Here is a 16,526-nt window from a genome sequence, read left to right as displayed (position 1 = left end):
CGGAACGATGGAGCTCAGACATTGAAAGATTGAACATTCGATGTTTTGATGCCCATGCGAGGTCCGCAGCCGTCGCTCGGCCAAGGCGACACCGACCGTCCGCGTGCCTCGGGCAGCTGGTCACCGCACGTACGTGAAGGGCAGTCCGTGCTCGATCTGGATGAGCCCTGGAACGCGCCGCCGAGCGGAACCTCGGTGCGGCCCGGGTTCCTTCCCGTGCGCCGGTGACCCGGCCTGAGCGAAAGGAGAAAGATCATGGAAGCGTTCACGGCAGAGGAGATCGCCTACCTGAAAGGGCAGCCCGTCGGCCGGCTCGCCACCGCGAGCCAGGCGGGGCGGCCGCACGTCATCCCGACCACGTTCCACCTGAACGACGGAGAGGGCGTACTGGAGCTCGGTGCGCTGGCGCTTGAGGAGCACGGGCAGAAGCGGCTGTACGTCCGCGACATCGAGGCGAACGAACGGGTCGCCTTCGCCGTCGACGACATGGTCTCGGTCGACCCGTGGATCCCCCGGGGCATCACCATCCGCGGCCGGGCCGAGATCCACCACGAGGGCGGCGAGCGACTGGGCCCCCAGTTCGGCCCGCGATGGATCAAGATCATCCCGGCGTTCGTCGCGTCCTGGGGCATCGAGACCTCGCCCTACGACGTCCGGACCAGACGGCTGAGCGCCTGACGAGGTGGCTTCCTCGCGTCATGGCGAAGCACAGCGTGGATGCGGCGAGGGTGCCGCGACCGTCCCAGGAGGCTCGATCGTGAACACGGAAACGTCCCCGCAGCCGGCACCGGACGGCGGGCCCCTGCGCGGCGTCCGGGTGCTCGAGCTCGGCAACTTCATCGCCGCCCCCATGGCTGGACGGATACTGGCCGAGTTCGGCGCCGAGGTGGTCAAGGTCGAGCGCCCGCGCACGGGCGACGAGCTGCGCCGCTGGCGGCTGCACGGCGGTGACACTTCCCTTCTGTGGCGGGTGATGAGCCGCAACAAGAAGTCGGTGACCCTCGACCTTCGGGCCGATCAGGGACGGCGGATCGCGACGGAACTGGTCCGGCGCAGCGATGTCGTGCTGGAGAACTTCCGGCCGGGCACGCTCGAGAGGTGGGGCCTTGGACCGGAGTGGATGCGCGAGCTGAACCCGGGCGTCGTCGTGGTGCGGATCTCCGGCTATGGCCAGAGCGGCCCCTACAGGGACCACCCGGGATTCGGCGGTGTCGCCGAGGGGATCGGCGGGCTGCGGCACCTGACCGGCTACCCGGATCTGCCCCCGACCCGGGTGGGCGTCAGCCTCGCGGACTCCGTCGCCGGCCTGTACGCGGTCGTCGGGGCACTGATGGGGCTGGTGCGGAGGCAGCGGACGCGGTCGGGCGAGGTGGTCGATGTCGCGCTGTACGAGGCGATCTACTCGCTCACCGAGTCCTTGGTGCCCGACTTCGACGCCTTCGGAGTCGTGCGCGGACCGTCCGGTTCCGCCTTGCCGGGCATCGTGCCGTCCAACACCTACCGCACCGCCGACGGCAAGTACGTCGTGGTGAGCGGTAACTCCGACACCATATTCCAGCGGCTGATGCGGCTGGTGGGCCGCGAGGACCTCGCCGCCGACCCGCGGCTGGCGGACAACGCCGGACGGTCGGCGCATACCGAGGAGATCGACGCGGCCATCGGGCAGTGGGCCGGCGCCCTGGGACTGGACGGGGCGCTGGCGGGCCTGCGCTCCGCCGACGTGCCCGCCGGCCCGATCTACACCGCCGAGGACATCGTCAAGGACCCCCATTTCTGGGCCCGCGGCATGCATGAACGCCACCCGGTGCGCATCGACGGTGCGCAGGAGACAGAAGTGATCTTCCCGGGGGTCGTTCCGAAGCTGGCGGACGACCCCGGCCGCACCCGGTGGCTGGGGCCCGAACTCGGCGCGCACACCGACGAGGTCCTCGAGGGCATCGGCATCGGTGCGGACGCCCGGGCCGAACTGAGCGAGCAGGGAGTGATCTAGGGATGACCGACGTTCCCGAGCGGGTGACCATCACAGAGGTCGTCCTCCGGGACGGCCTGCAGGACGAGCCGGTGACCGTGCCGACGGCGGAGAAGATCCGCCTGGCACGCCGGCTGCTCGGCGCCGGATCGACCTCGCTGGAAGTCGGCGCGTTCGTCAACCCGGCCCGCGTGCCGCAGATGGCCGACACCGAGGAGATGCTCGCCGGCCTGCTGCCCGGCACCGCCGCGAAGCTGCACACGCTCGTGTTCAATCGCACCGGCGCCGCGCGGGCCGTGGCGGCCGGGGCACGTGACGTCCGCCTGGTGGTCTCCGCCACTGAAGGGCACAGCAAGGCCAACACGGGTGCCGACGTCGAGGAGGCGCTCGACCGGCTGGACGCCGCCGCCGACGTGCTCGCCGCGGCGGGGGTGCGGATGGAGGCGACGCTGGCCACCGCGTTCGTGTGCCCCTTCGACGGGCCGACCGACCCGCGGCGGGTCGCATCCGTCGCCGGCAGGCTGAAGGACGCCGGCGTGGGCCTGGTCGGCCTGGCCGACACGATCGGCAACGCGAACCCCACCCAGGTGCGGGACACCGTCGCCGCCGTGCGCGAGCGCCGGCCGGACCTCGAACTCGGCCTGCACCTGCACGACACCTACGGCATGGGTCTCGCCAACGTCTGGGCGGCATTGCAGATGGGTGTCGCCCACTTCGACGCCTCCCTCGGCGGCATCGGCGGCTGCCCGTTCGCCCCGGGCGCCGCGGGCAACATCGGCACGGACGATCTGGTGCACCTGTTGCACCGGGAGGGGATCCGCACCGGGCTGGACGCCGAGGCGCTCGCCGACGTCCGTGGCGAGATCGGCGCCGCGGTCGGGCACCCGCTGCCATCGGCCCTGGCGATGATCCCCGCCGTGCCCGCGGCGGTGGCCGGCCGCTGAGCGCAGTACACCCCAAGTCACCTGGCGGTGCCCCGAGCCGCCGCAGGATGCGATCACGGTGTGGAGAGAGCGCACCGGGCCTTGAAATATCGAATGTTCAATGTTTGGATGTTAATACTTTCGCAGGAGAGGGCTCGCAGGAGGCGGCGGCCACCCGGGCAGTGTCTGGCGGGTCCTGCGCATACGAGAAGGGCGCGTCATGCTCGATCTGAACCAGGACTGGAACGCGCTGCCGAGCCGGCAGGAACTCGAGGATGCGCGCGGCAGCCGCGAAATGGACGCGCCTCCGTCCCCGGACGTGCAGCCGCCGTGGGAGATCCCCGACGTGGTCGCGGTGACGGCGGCGGTGTCCGGTCGGATCGTCCGAGAGGTGGACGACCTGCCGACCCGCCAGTACGCGCTCGACTTCGACAGCTTCGTGGCGTCCGCCATCGACTCGATCGAGGCCGGCGCATGCGGCGTCCATGTCGACTTCGGCGGCATCGCCGCCATCGAGGAGTCCGGCCTATCCGTTCCGGACGCCTACTCAAAGATCATCCCCGCGATCAGCCAAGGCACCACCCGCGACTGGGTGCGGGATGCCAACATCCTGCGCGGCGCCAGTTTCGCCGAGAACCTCTTCCCGATCTCCTCGGGCCTGGCCGAGACCGCGCCGATGGCGCCGAACTTCCCCGTGCCGTGGATGGAGGCGGCCGCGCAGGCCGTCACCGACAAGGGCGGCCGGGTCTTCTTCTCCATCCACTCGACCGCCGAGGTCGACCTCGCCCGCCGGCTGATCCTCTCCAAGGGGATCCTGCCCAGCCCCACCTGCTGGATCATCCTGATCGGCTACCCCTACGATGACGCCACCGACCGCCTGGGCACGTACCTGGCGAACCCCAAGGCGATGGCGACCGAGCTGATCCAGATCGTCGACCGCATCCGGGAGATCGACGCGGACGCGTTCATCCAGGTGTGCGCCGCGGGCCGGGCCGGGCACTACCTCGCGACCCAGGCGATGCTGCTCGGGCTCCACGTGCGGGTCGGTACCGAGGACACGGCGTACCGTTACCCGCACCGCGACGAACTCCTGGCCGGCAGCGTGGAGATGGTCGAGCGGGCCCGCGTGACCGCTGAGGCGCTCGGCCGGCGGCTGGCCACCCCGGCGGAACTCCGGCATCTGATCGGCATGGAGCCCGAGCCCACCCTCGACGGCGCGTCCACGTCACGTCCGGAAGGCGCAGTCCGGTGAACTCCAGCGACCAGGAGCCAGATGTGAACGACCAGTACATCGACCTGTACAGCCGCAACGGCTTCGCCGGCCCTGCGACCACGCTCGTGCGCCGGCAGTACACGCCCGATTACACGAGGGTCGAGGGCGACTACGTACCGCGGCGGCTTGAGACCGGCCTCCTCGACCCGGAGTACTTCACCGATCCCCGGGCTCTGCCTGTCACGTTGCTCGAGGGCGGCGACGTCCAGTTGGCCGCATGGTGGCGGCAGGACCCGACGCCGTTCTGCGTCCGCAACGTCCAGCAGGACGAGCTGCACTTCGTGCTCTCCGGCACCGCCGTGCTGGAGACCGATTTCGGTGTACTCGACCTGCGGCCCGGAGACTTCGTCCTCATCCCGCGCGCGGTCACCTACCGGCTGGCCCAGGTCGACGGGCTGCGCGAGCTGATCGTGGCCACTGGGAGCCGGCTGCTGGTCGAGCCGGACTCAATGCCGGTCGTGCTGAACGTGGACCTGCACCTGGATGCGCCCGTGCCCTCTGCCGACCTCGAGCCGCGATCCGGCGAGTACGAGATCCTCGTCCGGCACGGCGAGGGGACGACCTCCTACTTCTACGACCGCGATCCGCTGCCGGTCGCCGCCGTGGTCGGGCCGCCGGTGGTGCGCCGCTTCAACCTGGAACACGTGCAGGGCGTCGGCGTGGCCAGCGGGTCGCTCCCGCCGAGCCGCCTGATCAACGACGAGACCACCAGGACGCTGCTGTACTACCTCGGCGCCCGCCGTGCCGACCGGGCACCGGTGCACCACAACGCCGACTACGACGAGGTCATCGTGTACGCCGCCGGGCCGGGGCGCTACGGCGCCATCGACACACCCGGCACGGTGACCTGGACGCCCAAGGGCGTGATCCATCAGGGCCCCGAGGAGGACGTGCCCGAGGGGTACGTGGCCTGGCTGCTGGAGACCCGCGCCACACTGCGGGCGACCCCGCAGGGGCTCGGCGTCAGCCGTCTGATGGAGACCAGCCAATGGGGTGTGCACCCTGCGGACAGCGAAGGCGGGGCGTGATGAACGACGGCGTGCTCTACGACGAACTTCTCGGCCCCGGCCTGGACGCGGCCCGCTGGGAGGTGCTCCAGTTCCCGCTGGACGACGGTGGCATCTGGCGGCTGGAGGAACCCGAAGCCAAGATCACGGTCGGCGGCGGGACCGCGGAGATACGCGTCGACCGGTACCAGCGCAGCCATGACACCGTGCAGATCTTCGACAACCCCAAGCATCTGGTGGCGACGGTCGACGAATTCCCGGTGCCACGCGCCGGCGAATCGGTGTTCTCCGTGCAGATGGCGGGGCACGCCATCGGCGGTAACCCGGACGACTACCGCGACGCCTTCTTCGCGTTCAACGTGTTCGACATGCGGACCGCCACGATCTTCGACCACCTTGTGACCGGCACGCGGGCACTCGTGGTCCACGAGCGGTTGCTGGTGCCGGGAGTCGTCGACCCCGCAGACGCCTTCACCTGGCTCGTCGAGGCGCCGCTGTCGGTCGGGGAGATCGACACCTCACGGTTCCACGAATACGCGGTCGTCCTGGACCCCGGTGCCCGCCGGGTCCGCTGGCAGGTGGACGGCCGTCTCGCCCATGAGGCACGAGACGTGGACGTACCGGAGTCGGTACGGATCGGTTTCGGACTGTTCACCCTCCACCAACTACGGGACGGCCGCAGCGTGTCGCTGCGCGGACAGGGGATGTCCGGGTGCTGGCGCGAACTGCGCGTACCCGCCTGACCCGGGATCACGCCCGCGCCCGCCGACTCTCCGGCGGGCGCCACCACTCCCAAGGAGGTGCAGCGCGCATGCATCCGCCCACCACCGGCGACCCGGCCGCGCCGCCCACAAGCCCCCCGGCGCCGGTCCCTCCGGCTGCCGCGGCGGCAGAGCTCGTGGCCGCCGGCCGGGTCCTGACCCACGCGGGTCTGATCGAGGGCTTCGGCCACCTCAGCGTTCGGCTGGACGACGACACCTGCCTGATCACACCGCAGAAGCCGCCCGTCCTGGCCACCGCGGACGAGTGCTGCGTCCTGCGGCTGGACGGCACGAAGCTCGACGGCACCGGGGACCCTCCGGCCGAGGCCGTCCTGCACCTGGCCGCCTACGCCGCCAGGCGCGAGGTCCGCGCGATCTCCCGGACGCACCCGCCGTCCATCCTCGCCTTCAGTACGCTCGGCCGGACGCTTCCCGTCCTGCACGGTCTGGGCGCTTTCGTCGGCGACCTTCCCCTCCATACCGACCACCTGCTCACCACGACCACCGCGCAGGCGGAGCGGGTGGTCACGGATCTCGGCGCGCACGGAGTGATCCTGCGCGGGAATGGCCTGGTCACGCTCGGGTCCACGCTCGCCGAGGCCGTTGTCCGCTCCTTCTGGGCGGCCGAGGCGGCACGCTTCTACCTGGACGCGGCCGCGGCCGCTCTTCCCACCGCCTACACGCCCGAGCAGGTTCAGGAGCGCGACGACCCTGCATACCGGCGCGCCGATCGGACCGGAGGCTGGAAGCAACCGCACTCGCCATTCGACCGCGCCTGGGACTACTACCGCTGGCGCTACGAGACACCGTCGGCGCAGGGAACCGAGCGATGACCCCTCCGTGCTCCAGCCACCGCCGAAGGAGGCGACCATGACCGAGCAGCGCACACCCTTGCTGGTGGTGGGCGGCGGTATCGGCGGTCTGACCGCCGCGCTGGCACTGGGCGGCGCGGGCGTACGGGTCCGCGTCCTGGAGCGCGCACCGGAGTTCACCGAGGTCGGCGCCGGGCTGCAGGTGGCGCCCAACGCCTCGCGGGTTCTCGACCGGCTCGGTGTGCTGGAACGGCTCAGGCGCGACGCCGTTCTTCCTCGCGAGATGGTCTTCATGAACGCGATGACCGGAACGCGGGTCGGGTCGCTCGATCTCGGCGAGAAGTTCCGGCGTGCCTACGGCTACGAGTACCTCGTGATGCACCGCGCCGACCTGCTCGCCGCGCTCGTGGACGCGTGCCGGGCCGACCCGCTGATCACGCTGGAAAGCGGCAGGACCGTCGTCGAGGTGGAGGACCTGGACGACACCGCGAGAGTCCGCTGCGAGGACGGCGCCGTCCTCTTCGCCGAAGGGGTGATAGGCGCGGACGGGCTGCACTCCGTGGTGCGCGGCGCCGTCGGCGCGGTCAATGACGTGGTCTCCAGCCAGTATGTCGCCTACCGAGGGGCCGTTCCCATCGATCACGTGACCGCGCGCGCGGATCCCGATCAGGTGGTGGTGTGGGCCGGACCGCAGATGCACCTCGTCCAGTACCCGGTGCGACGCGCTGAGCTGTACAACCAGGTGGCGGTATTCCGTAGCCCGCGGTACTCGCCGGACCACCAGGATTGGGGCACGCCGGAGGAACTCGACGAGCACTTCGTCGACGCTTTCCCACATGTGCGCAAGGCGGTGGGCCGGGTGCTGCGCGACCGCCGTTGGGAGCTGGTGGACCGCGATCCGGAGGAGAACTGGACGAGGAATCGCCTGACGCTGCTGGGGGACGCAGCCCACCCGATGCTGCAGTTCGTGGCACAAGGCGCCTGCCAGGCCATCGAGGACGCGGCCTGCCTGGCCCGATCGGTCGTCGACGCGGATGGCGACATCCCGCGCGCGTTCGCCGCGTACCAGGAGGAACGCCGGCCGCGCACCTCCCGCGTCCAGCGCGAGGCACGCGCGTTCGGCGAGATCATCCATCTTGACGGCATGGGAGCGGTGGTCCGGGACGCCTACCTCGCCAGCCTCGATCCCCAGGACTTCACCCCCGTCGACTGGCTCTACGGCCACCACTCCTCGGTGACCTCCCTCATGACCGAAGGAACGCCATGACCGCACCCAACCGACCGAGCACACTGGACGATACGGGTCCGCCTGAGTCAGCGGCCGAGCGGCGGTACGCCGAGCTGGCGGCGGCGAGCGCCGCACCGCTGTGGCGGCACTACGGAAACCTCTTCTCGCCCGAGCCCAAGAGCCGGGCGGTTCCCTACCTCTGGCGGTACGCCCAGCTTCGGCCGCATGCGGTGCACTTCAGTGAGTCGCTGTCGCTGGAGGACGCCGAGCGCCGGGTGCTGATGCTGGTCAACCCGGGACTTCAGGACCCTCCCGCGACGCTGAACAGCCTGTTCGCCGGGCTGCAGATCATCATGCCGGGCGAGTCCGCCCAGGCGCACCGCCACACCGCCAACGCGTTCCGCTTCATCATCGAAGGATCGGGGGCCTCCACCACCGTCGACGGTGAGCCGGTCCCGATGCGCCCCGGCGACCTGCTCCTCACCCCCGGCTGGCGATGGCACGACCACACCCACAACGGTGACGGGCCGATGATCTGGCTGGACGGTCTGGACTACCCACTGGTGAACGCTCTCGAAGCCGGGTTCTTCGAACAGTACGGCGAACGCCTGCAACGGCACACCCGCCCGGCGGGGAGCTCCACCGAACAGTTCATCCACGGCCGGCTCAACCCCGTATGGAGGGGCGACCGCGGACATCACTCTCCCGTCGGCAACTACCCGTGGACCGAGACCGAGCGCGCCCTGGCCGCGATCGCGGACGACGCCGAGGGCAGCGCCTTCGACGGTATAGCGCTGGAGTACACGAACCCCTGGAACGGCGGGCCGGTCATGCCCACGATCTCATGTCGGGTACAGCGGCTTCGGTCCGGCTTCTCCGGGCGGCCGCACCAGCACACCGCGAACGTCATCTTCCACGTGGTGCGAGGCGAAGGGACGACCGAAGTCGACGGTGTCCGCATGGACTGGGCCGACAAGGACGTGTTCGCGGTGCCGGCCTGGTCGGCCTACCGCCATCTGAACCCGTCTCGCAGCGACGCGGTCCTTTTCGCCTACAGCGACGAGCCGGTGTTCCGCACGCTGGGCCTGTATCGCAGCCGAGCCGGGGACGACTAGATGGATGAGAACGCATACATCAAGCATCCAACCTTCGAAAGTTTGAGGGATGACGATCGTACGGTTCAAGGATGTCCTTTAGAATGGGCGTCGTGACCGGTCAGTTTGCTCCCATCCCGTCCGATCGCTTGCATGAGCGAGTCGCGCAGCAGTTGCGAAACGCCATCCTCGACGGTTCCTACCAGCCCGGCGACCGGCTTCCCAGCGAACGTGAGCTCACCGATCTGTTCCAGGTGAGCCGGTCGGCGGTCCGGCAGGCTCTGCTGCTGCTTCAGCAGCAGGGACTGATCACGGTGCGGCAGGGTAACGGCGGCGGCGCCTTCGTCAGCGGCCGGAGGATGGACCCCCTGCTCCACGCCTTCGAGAATCTGTTCGCGCTGCAGGGCATCACCGTGGACCAGTTCCTCGCGGCCAAGGCCGTCCTCGAACCGGCGATCAGCACGGCGGCCGCGACCAATGCCGATGCCGACGACCTGGCCGCCCTGAAGGAGAACCTGGAAAGCTGTGAGCAGGCACTCGCCGAGGGGCGGCCGATCGCGCAGCACCTGCTCGATTTCCACCTCATCTTCGCCGCCGCCACGCACAACCCGATCCTGGAACTCGTGCTCACCGCTCTGGTGCGCATAGCGGATCGCCTGCCGACGGCACCGGAAGAGCAGACGGAAGACTGGGAAGGACTCCTCGAAAGCCACCGCGCCATCTACAAGGCCATGACCCGACGTTCTGTCAGGACGGTCCACCGGATGACGTCTGAGCACCTGCAGCAAGTGTGGGGGGAAACGGCGGTTCCGAGCCGCGGGCAGTGAGCGCCGCTCGCACGATCCGCTGACCTCCGAACCCGATACCGGACGGACACTCGCGCAACCGGGGTCATGCCCGGGCGCCTCGATCTCCGCTGCCGTTCGTTTGCCGCCCACGCTCCACTCGGTAGGAGGACTCGATACTTCATGCGAATTGCGCTCTTCAACGATTACCGAATCGGTAGCGTCAACGGCTCGCGGGTGGCCGATATCACCGAGGTCGTGGACACTCGCTGGCACGGCACCCCGTACGTGATCAACGAATTCATCGCCCACTGGGATCAGATCAACCCATCGATCTCGGCGGCGATGGACAGGGCGGATACCCACGAGCTCGCCGGGGTGCGGTTGCTGCCGCCCGTCCCGCGTCCCGGCCAGATTCTCGCCGCGCCCGCCAACTACCGCGCCCATGTCTCCGAAATGACCGGCTCCAGGCATCGTCCCGCCAACGCCCAGGCACTGCTGTCACCGCGCGAGGTCGGTTTCTTCGTCAAGTCGCCAGGATCCGTCTCCGGGCCGTCCGACGCGATAGAACTACCGCCGATTCCGGGGCGCAGCTTCCACCACGAGGTCGAACTCGGCGTCGTCATCGGCAAGCCCGCACGGGGTATCTCGCGAGAACGGGCGCGGGAGCACATCTTCGGCTACCTGGTGCTGCTCGACATGACCATGCGCACCGACGGCGAGCACCAAGAAGAACGGACGATGCGTAAATCGTTCGAGACCTTCACACCGATCGGCCCGTTCCTCGTGACCGCCGATGAGATCGCCGATCCCACCGCATTGCGCCTGCGACTGTGGGTCAACGACGAGCTGCGCCAGGACGCCGATACCGCCGATCTGATCGTGGGCGTGGACGAACTCATCGAGCGCGCCAGTGCGGTGGTCACGCTGCAACCTGGCGACATCTACGCGACCGGAACACCCGACGGTGTCGGCCCGGTGGAGGCGGGCGACACCGTCCGCGCCGGTATCGACGGACTTGGCGAGATGTCTATCCCCGTGACCGAGCGCGGTTGGTGATCCGGCGCGCCGGCTTCTGAGGATCATCCGCCGTAAGAGTTGCTCACACTATGGACCGCAGGACCACGGCCGAGTGCGTAGATACGCCTCAACTCCCGGACTTCAGAGATGGAGTGGACATGCCCCAGACCTTCATCGATATCCACCGCCTGCAAAACCTCCTGGACAAGGATGAAATTCGCGAGCTGCTGTTCCGTTACGCGGAGTATGTCGACCGCAAGCAGTTCGCGGACTGGGCGGCCTGCTTCACCGAAGACGTGAGAATCACCATGCCCTTCGCTTCCCACGAAGGCCAGGAAGGCCTTGAGGAGTGGGGGCGAAACGGGCTCTCGCACTACGAGGTCACCGAGCACCTGTACGGCAACATCCAGATCGTGGTGAACGGTGACCATGCCACCGGGCGCTCGAACTTCTGGGCCGCCTGTACCAATTCACGGGCAGACCTCACCCGCCACTTCGACGAGGGCGGTTCCTATACCTGGGAGTTCGAGCGCGGCGCTCAGGGCTGGCGTATCTCGAGGCTGGACCTCGACGTCACCTGGACGACGGGCGACGATGAGACGGGGCTTTCGGGCTGAAGAGGGCGCCCGCGGCCCGCCGGGGGTGAGGAGGGTGATCTTCGACTGCCAGGGCGTCGTCGTCAGCGGCTCGAACCGGCGAAGGCCGGGGGGCGCCGATGAGCCCAGGGCGCGGCCTGTTCGAGCTGGGAGGCCACCCGGATGAGGAGGTCTTCCCGGCCGTAGGCCGCGACGAGTTGCACTCCGATCGGAAGCCCGTCGGCGGTCCAGTGCAGCGGAAGCGAGATCGCCGGCTGGCCGGTGGCGTTGAAGGGGACGCTGTACTGCGTCGCCGCGTAGATGCGGTCGTGGGAGCGCTCGCGATCGGCCGGATCGAAGTCGAGGTAGCCGAGCGGGAACGGCGGAGTCGGCAGCATCGGCGTGACCAGCAGGTCCCAGCCGTCGGCCGCCCACCACTCGGCCATGGTGCGGGTGAAGCGGTTGATCACGAGGCGCGACTGGACGGTCTCGGCGGCGGTCATGCGACGCCCCTGCTCGATGTGGTCGCGCGTCAGCGGCTCGAAGCGGTCGAAGTCCAGCGGTCGGCCGATCGCCGCCTCGAGCCCCGTGATGTTCGCCGCGAACAGCGCTGAGAGGGTCCTGAAGAAGTGCGGCATCAACTCCGAGCGCTGGGTCTGCATCGCCGCGGGCGCGGCGGCGTCCACGTCATGCCCGAGCTCCGACAGCAACGCGCCGGCCCGCGTGGCGGCGAGCGAGCATTCGGGATCGGTCTCGAAGTCGGCGAGTTCGGCCGCCACCCCGATGCGCAGCCGCCCGGGCGGCACGCCGAGCTCGTCCGCGAACGGACGCGCCGGCGTCGGCGCCGTGTACGGGTCGCCGGGCTCCCAGCCGGCGAGGACGTCGACGATCGCCGCCGCGTCGCGCACCGTGCGGGTGATGGCGCCCTCGACGGGAAAACCGGCGGGCTCCTCGCCCAGGTCGGGCCCCATCGACATGCGACCGCGCGAGGCCTTCAGGCCGACCAGCCCCGTCATCGACGCGGGGATGCGGATCGATCCGCCGGCATCGCCGCCGTGGGCGAGCGGGACGCTCCCCGACGCGACGGCGACGGCGGAGCCGCCGCTGGACCCGCCGGGCGAGCGCGATGTGTCCCACGGATTCAGGGTCGGTCCGAACGCGACCGGCTCCGTCGTCACCGTCGGCCCGAACTCCGGCACGTTCGTCCGCCCGAGAACGATGAGGCCGGCGTCGAGCAGCCGGCGCGTGGCGTTGCTGTCGTGGTCAGCGATCACTCCCAGGTCGCGGATGACGGCGGAACCGGCGTAGTTCGGCTGACCTTTCATCAGGCCCTGCCCGAGATCCTTGAGCACGGTCGGCACCCCGCGGAAGGGGCCGTCGGGGAGCGCTCCGTCGGCTTCGGCGAGCGCCTCCTCGAAACGTCGGTGGACCATGAAGTTCAAGGTCGGATCGGTCTCCTCGATGCGGGCGATGGCCGCTTCGACGAGCTCGCGGGGCGAGACCTCGCCGTCGCGCACCTTGCCTGCCAGCTCTGTCGCGTCGGCTTCGTAGATCTCATCTCGCATGGGTGGAAGCTCCTTGGTCGCGCGTTGTTTCGGGTGTCGAACGTGGGGGAGTGGCAGGGTTTGTCCGCGTCAGCTCGGTGTGGGCGCCGTCAGCTCGGTGTGGGCGCCGACCGGCGCAGCTTGCGACGCATCAGCTTGCCGCTGGACGTGGTCGGCAGCCGGTCCACGAAGTGGACGGCCCGGGGGACCTTGTACGCCGCGAGGCGCTGCCGGCAGTAGCCGAGCAGTTCCTCCACATCCGGGGTGCTCCCGGGCGCCGGCACGACGTACGCGTGCGCCACCTCGCCCTTGACCGGGTCCGGCTCGCGGCCCACGGCGACCAGCGCGACGCTCGCGTGGCCGATGAGCACTCGCTCGATCTCCGCCGGGTACACGTTGTATCCCGCGGTCAGGATCATGTCTTTGAGGCGGTCGACGACGAAGAAGCGGCCGGCGCCGTCATGGGTCGCGACGTCGCCCGTGTGCAGCCAGCCGTCCGGTGTGATCGCCTCGGCGGTCGCCGCATCGTTGCGGTAGTACCCCATGGTGACCAGCGGGCCGCGGGCCATGAGCTCGCCGGGCTCGCCGGGACGGCACTCGGTGGCTCCGTCCTCGGTGCTGATCACCCGGAGCTCGTTCCCCGGGAGCACCACTCCGATGGAGCCGTGGACGTTGGGGGCATAGAGCGCATGAGTGGCGCCCAGTCCGGACAGCTCCGTCATCCCCCACAGCTCGATCAGGGGCGCGCCGGTCCGCGCCTCCCAGGCGTCGATGACGCTCCCGGCGATCGTCTGGCCGCCGACGGTGCAGCGAGTGAGGGTGGAGAGGTCGGCCCTTGCCAGGGTCGGTGTGGCCAGCATGGTGGCGTACATGGCGGGAACGCCCTCGAACATCGTGGCCCCGTGCTCTTCGATGCGGCGGATCGCATCGTCCGGGTCGAACCGGGTCATGAGCACCACGCGACCACCGGCCATCCACGTGCCGTTGATGACGACGTTGCCGTACACGTGGGCGGACGGCAGGGCGGTGACGACGACGTCGTCGATCGTCCGCACGTGCATGGTGGCCGTGTACGCGCAGTTCAGCACCAGCGACAGGTGCGACTGCATGGCTCCCTTGGGATGGCCGGTCGTTCCGGATGTGTAGGCGATGCAGGCCAGCGACTTCGGATCCACTGGCACCGGCTCGAAAGGAGCGTCGTCGGCGGAGGCGAGGAGCGACTCGAACGACTCGCCCCGCGCGCCCGCACCATCGAACGTGATCACGCGTTCCAGGCTTCGGACGCCGTCCAGCAGGGCCCCGGCGGTCTCCAGACGCTCCTTCGAGGCCAGCAGGACCTTGGCCTCGGAGTCGCTCAGGATGTAGGCGAGTTCCTCGCCGGTCAGCATGACGTTGAGCGGGTTCACGACCGCGCCGCAGCGGAGAGCGCCGTGATAGGCCACGATCCACTCCCACCGGTTCTGGGAGATCAGCGAGACCCGGTCACCGAGGCCGACGCCCCGCGCGCTCAGGGCGTGCGCCATGCGCCCTGCCAGCCGGTCCAGCTCCTCGAAGGTGAAACTCCGCCCGTCGGCGACCAGGGCGGTGCGATCGGGCCAGCGGCGAGCCGCCCTCGGCAGCAGTTGTCCCAGGCCGTCGAACGGCGGGAACAGGGCGGCACCATGTGCGGGTCCGGCGTTCAAGACGGCCTCCGGGCTCGGATACGGACGGGACACCGCATTCAAACCCACGCGATGAGACGTGCGTCACCGCCGAACGGAAGGGTCTTGCCGGTTTTCGTTCGCGGATCTACAGCAGACCGAGGCGATATGCGGTGGCTATGGCGTCCGCTCGATTCCGCGCGCCGAGCCGCTGCAGGATCTCCTGCCAGTACGCCTTCACCGTCGTCGGCCGGAGCCCCAGCTCCCGGGCGGCCTCGCTGTTGGTCATGCCGGCGGCGACGCAAGCGAGCACCTCGCATTGGCGGGGAGTCAGCAGAGCCCGTTCGGGTGGCGCCTCGTCCTTCAGCGTGCCTTCATGGGCCGCCCGGACGACCGCCCGGAGCTCGGCCGGCACGGTGTCCTTCGGCACGGTCGTGACCGCGCCGGCACGCCTGGCCCGGGGGACGTGCGGATTCCGAGGATCGGCGGTGAAGAGCACCACGCGCGCCCGAGGTGCCGCCGCGCTCAGGGCCGTGACGGCAGAGACCACATCCGTGTCCCCGAGCCGGACATCGAGGAGGATGACATCCGGCTTCCGGCGGTGCACCGCGGCGAGGGCTTCGGGCAGCGAGGTCGCGGCTCCGAGCAGCTCGAACCCGTCCTCGTCGACGAACACGTTCTCGATGCCCGCCTGGACGATCGGGTGGTCATCGACGACGAACAGCGTGATGCTCACAGCGGCACGCGCGCCCGGATCGTGAACCCCTCCGCCGCATCGTCGTCCACGACGGACACGCTGCCGCCGAGTCCCGCGATCCTGGCCTCCGCGCCGGTCAGGCCGATCCCGGGACGAACCTCCGACGGCGGGGGACCGTCGTTCGACACGGCCACCGTCACTTGGTCCGGCAGCGCGGCAACGGTGACCGATGTCCGTCGTGCGGCGGAGTGCCGCTCCACGTTGGCCAGCGTCACGGCGACGAAACGGGTCACGGCTTCGACCTGAGCCGCGCCCAGCGGCGGAATGGTGCCGAGGAACACGGCGATCGCCTCGATCCCCGTCCGGCGCCGAAAGTCGTCGACGCTCCCCTGGATCTCGGCACGCAGGTCGGTCGTCGCGCTCGCGTGCCATCCGTGGATCAACTCTCGCACCATGCCACTGACCTCGGCGACCTCGCCCTGAAGCGTCTCCAGTTCGCGCGCGAGCTCCACGTTCGCCGCGCGCCTGTGCACCTTCTCGGTTCTGGAAGAGATCGAGAACAGCAGAGCGCTGACGCTGTCGTGGATCTCCTCACTGATCCGGCGCCGCTCCGCCAGGGCCGCGGCCGCCGCGTTGTCCCGGCTCTTCCTCGCGATGCCGAGGGCGAAGCTCGCCCGCTGGGCCAGTTCCTCGATGTGGGCGACGGTCCGCTCGGCGAAAGGTCCCGCATCGCGTCGTCCAACGGTGAGGACGCCGAGGACCTCCTCCTCGATGGACAGCGGCGCGGCGATCATCCGCCGGACACGCTCGGCCTCGATGATGTGGTCGAACTCGTGCGTGATGCTGGCGGCCTCGGCGTACTCCTCGACCCAGTGGATGCGCGACTGCTCGAACACACGGCCGGTGAGTCCCTGGCCCCGGTGAACGTCGAGGCTCTCGAGTTCCGAGGTTCGCTGCCCAAGGACGTGCTCGATCACGAGCCCCCCGGCAGGATCGGGCAGCGCGACCCAGGACACGGCCGTTTGCCGGCCCTCGCTCTCGACCGCTTCCCGCAGCGTCAACGTCAGCGCCGACCCCGGGTCGAAAACGGTGCGGATGTCAAGCAGCGTGTCGAGCAGGCGCCGACTCGGGACGCCTTCGTCCGTCATGGATGCCTCCTCGCGTACTGCTGGTGCCCCAACGATAGCCGTGCACCGGC

16 protein-coding genes are annotated in these 16,526 nt (G+C 69.6%); 12 read left to right on the top strand and 4 right to left on the bottom strand.

From position 1 onward, the window contains the following. The first annotated feature begins 255 nt into the window (after positions 1–255). The 12 genes from ABGB11_RS21905 (at position 256) to ABGB11_RS21850 (ending at position 11,489) form a co-directional block, all read left to right on the top strand. The gene (locus tag ABGB11_RS21905; protein ID WP_347635648.1) at positions 256–678 is read left to right on the top strand and encodes a PPOX class F420-dependent oxidoreductase; all 423 of its coding nucleotides are present in this window, start codon (positions 256–258) and stop codon (positions 676–678) included. A gap of 79 nt (positions 679–757) precedes the next feature. Further along, positions 758–1,990, top strand: a complete 1,233-nt coding sequence (locus ABGB11_RS21900; RefSeq protein ID WP_347635646.1) for a CaiB/BaiF CoA-transferase family protein — start codon at positions 758–760, stop codon at positions 1,988–1,990. Positions 1,991–1,992: 2 nt separating this feature from the next. Next, the gene (locus tag ABGB11_RS21895; protein ID WP_347635645.1) at positions 1,993–2,913 is read left to right on the top strand and encodes a hydroxymethylglutaryl-CoA lyase; all 921 of its coding nucleotides are present in this window, start codon (positions 1,993–1,995) and stop codon (positions 2,911–2,913) included. A gap of 199 nt (positions 2,914–3,112) precedes the next feature. Then, positions 3,113–4,144: a 3-keto-5-aminohexanoate cleavage protein gene (locus ABGB11_RS21890; protein WP_347635643.1), complete on the top strand. Its 1,032-nt coding sequence runs from the start codon at positions 3,113–3,115 to the stop codon at positions 4,142–4,144. A 23-nt stretch (positions 4,145–4,167) separates the two neighbouring features. Further along, entirely contained in the window at positions 4,168–5,193 is a 1,026-nt protein-coding gene (locus ABGB11_RS21885) for a hypothetical protein (protein ID WP_347635641.1), read from the top strand. Next, positions 5,193–5,915, top strand: coding sequence for a DUF6081 family protein (locus tag ABGB11_RS21880; RefSeq protein ID WP_347635639.1), 723 nt, complete (start codon positions 5,193–5,195; stop codon positions 5,913–5,915). Before ABGB11_RS21885 ends, ABGB11_RS21880 begins: the two co-directional genes overlap by 1 nt. A gap of 68 nt (positions 5,916–5,983) precedes the next feature. Continuing rightward, the gene (locus tag ABGB11_RS21875) at positions 5,984–6,766 is read left to right on the top strand and encodes a class II aldolase/adducin family protein (protein WP_347635637.1); all 783 of its coding nucleotides are present in this window, start codon (positions 5,984–5,986) and stop codon (positions 6,764–6,766) included. Positions 6,767–6,803: 37 nt separating this feature from the next. After that, a complete protein-coding gene (locus ABGB11_RS21870; RefSeq protein WP_347635635.1) occupies positions 6,804–8,012 on the top strand; it encodes an FAD-dependent monooxygenase in 1,209 nt (402 codons plus the stop codon). Then, complete coding sequence (locus ABGB11_RS21865; RefSeq protein WP_347635633.1) at positions 8,009–9,088, top strand: cupin domain-containing protein; 1,080 nt, start codon at positions 8,009–8,011, stop codon at positions 9,086–9,088. The genes ABGB11_RS21870 and ABGB11_RS21865 overlap by 4 nt, the downstream gene beginning before the upstream one ends. Positions 9,089–9,171: 83 nt before the next feature. Beyond that, entirely contained in the window at positions 9,172–9,894 is a 723-nt protein-coding gene (locus ABGB11_RS21860) for a GntR family transcriptional regulator (protein ID WP_347635631.1), read from the top strand. A gap of 141 nt (positions 9,895–10,035) precedes the next feature. After that, a complete protein-coding gene (locus ABGB11_RS21855) occupies positions 10,036–10,911 on the top strand; it encodes a fumarylacetoacetate hydrolase family protein (protein ID WP_347635629.1) in 876 nt (291 codons plus the stop codon). Between the two features lie 119 nt (positions 10,912–11,030). Further along, complete coding sequence (locus tag ABGB11_RS21850; protein WP_347635627.1) at positions 11,031–11,489, top strand: nuclear transport factor 2 family protein; 459 nt, start codon at positions 11,031–11,033, stop codon at positions 11,487–11,489. A gap of 62 nt (positions 11,490–11,551) precedes the next feature. Here the strand turns inward: ABGB11_RS21850 and ABGB11_RS21845 are convergent, their stop codons facing one another. The 4 genes from ABGB11_RS21845 to ABGB11_RS21830 all read right to left on the bottom strand — a co-directional run bounded on the left by ABGB11_RS21845 (position 11,552) and on the right by ABGB11_RS21830 (position 16,476). Continuing rightward, entirely contained in the window at positions 11,552–13,012 is a 1,461-nt protein-coding gene (locus ABGB11_RS21845; protein WP_347635625.1) for an amidase, read from the bottom strand. An 89-nt stretch (positions 13,013–13,101) separates the two neighbouring features. Next, entirely contained in the window at positions 13,102–14,673 is a 1,572-nt protein-coding gene (locus ABGB11_RS21840) for an AMP-binding protein (RefSeq protein WP_347635623.1), read from the bottom strand. A 106-nt stretch (positions 14,674–14,779) separates the two neighbouring features. After that, positions 14,780–15,367, bottom strand: coding sequence for a response regulator transcription factor (locus ABGB11_RS21835; RefSeq protein WP_347635621.1), 588 nt, complete (start codon positions 15,365–15,367; stop codon positions 14,780–14,782). Then, a complete protein-coding gene (locus ABGB11_RS21830) occupies positions 15,364–16,476 on the bottom strand; it encodes a GAF domain-containing protein (protein WP_347635619.1) in 1,113 nt (370 codons plus the stop codon). Before ABGB11_RS21830 ends, ABGB11_RS21835 begins: the two co-directional genes overlap by 4 nt. Between the last annotated feature and the right edge of the window lie 50 nt (positions 16,477–16,526).

Origin of the sequence: Actinomadura sp. B10D3 (assembly GCF_039871695.1) — a bacterium.
In the GTDB taxonomy this organism is placed as follows: domain Bacteria; phylum Actinomycetota; class Actinomycetes; order Streptosporangiales; family Streptosporangiaceae; genus Spirillospora; species Spirillospora madurae.
Note: the sequence above shows the minus strand (reverse complement) of the source record. Positions and strands in the feature narration are given on the sequence as shown.

Excerpts from the sequence above, each read along its gene's own strand:
- ABGB11_RS21905 (WP_347635648.1), top strand. The coding sequence starts at position 256 with ATGGAAGCGTTCACGGCAGAGGAGATCGCCTACCTGAAAGGGCAGCCC.
- ABGB11_RS21895 (WP_347635645.1), top strand. The coding sequence starts at position 1,993 with ATGACCGACGTTCCCGAGCGGGTGACCATCACAGAGGTCGTCCTCCGG.
- ABGB11_RS21890 (WP_347635643.1), top strand. The coding sequence starts at position 3,113 with ATGCTCGATCTGAACCAGGACTGGAACGCGCTGCCGAGCCGGCAGGAA.
- ABGB11_RS21880 (WP_347635639.1), top strand. The coding sequence starts at position 5,193 with ATGAACGACGGCGTGCTCTACGACGAACTTCTCGGCCCCGGCCTGGAC.
- ABGB11_RS21875 (WP_347635637.1), top strand. The coding sequence starts at position 5,984 with ATGCATCCGCCCACCACCGGCGACCCGGCCGCGCCGCCCACAAGCCCC.
- ABGB11_RS21870 (WP_347635635.1), top strand. The coding sequence starts at position 6,804 with ATGACCGAGCAGCGCACACCCTTGCTGGTGGTGGGCGGCGGTATCGGC.
- ABGB11_RS21865 (WP_347635633.1), top strand. The coding sequence starts at position 8,009 with ATGACCGCACCCAACCGACCGAGCACACTGGACGATACGGGTCCGCCT.
- ABGB11_RS21860 (WP_347635631.1), top strand. The coding sequence starts at position 9,172 with ATGGGCGTCGTGACCGGTCAGTTTGCTCCCATCCCGTCCGATCGCTTG.
- ABGB11_RS21855 (WP_347635629.1), top strand. The coding sequence starts at position 10,036 with ATGCGAATTGCGCTCTTCAACGATTACCGAATCGGTAGCGTCAACGGC.
- ABGB11_RS21850 (WP_347635627.1), top strand. The coding sequence starts at position 11,031 with ATGCCCCAGACCTTCATCGATATCCACCGCCTGCAAAACCTCCTGGAC.
- ABGB11_RS21845 (WP_347635625.1), bottom strand. The coding sequence starts at position 13,012 with ATGCGAGATGAGATCTACGAAGCCGACGCGACAGAGCTGGCAGGCAAG.
- ABGB11_RS21830 (WP_347635619.1), bottom strand. The coding sequence starts at position 16,476 with ATGACGGACGAAGGCGTCCCGAGTCGGCGCCTGCTCGACACGCTGCTT.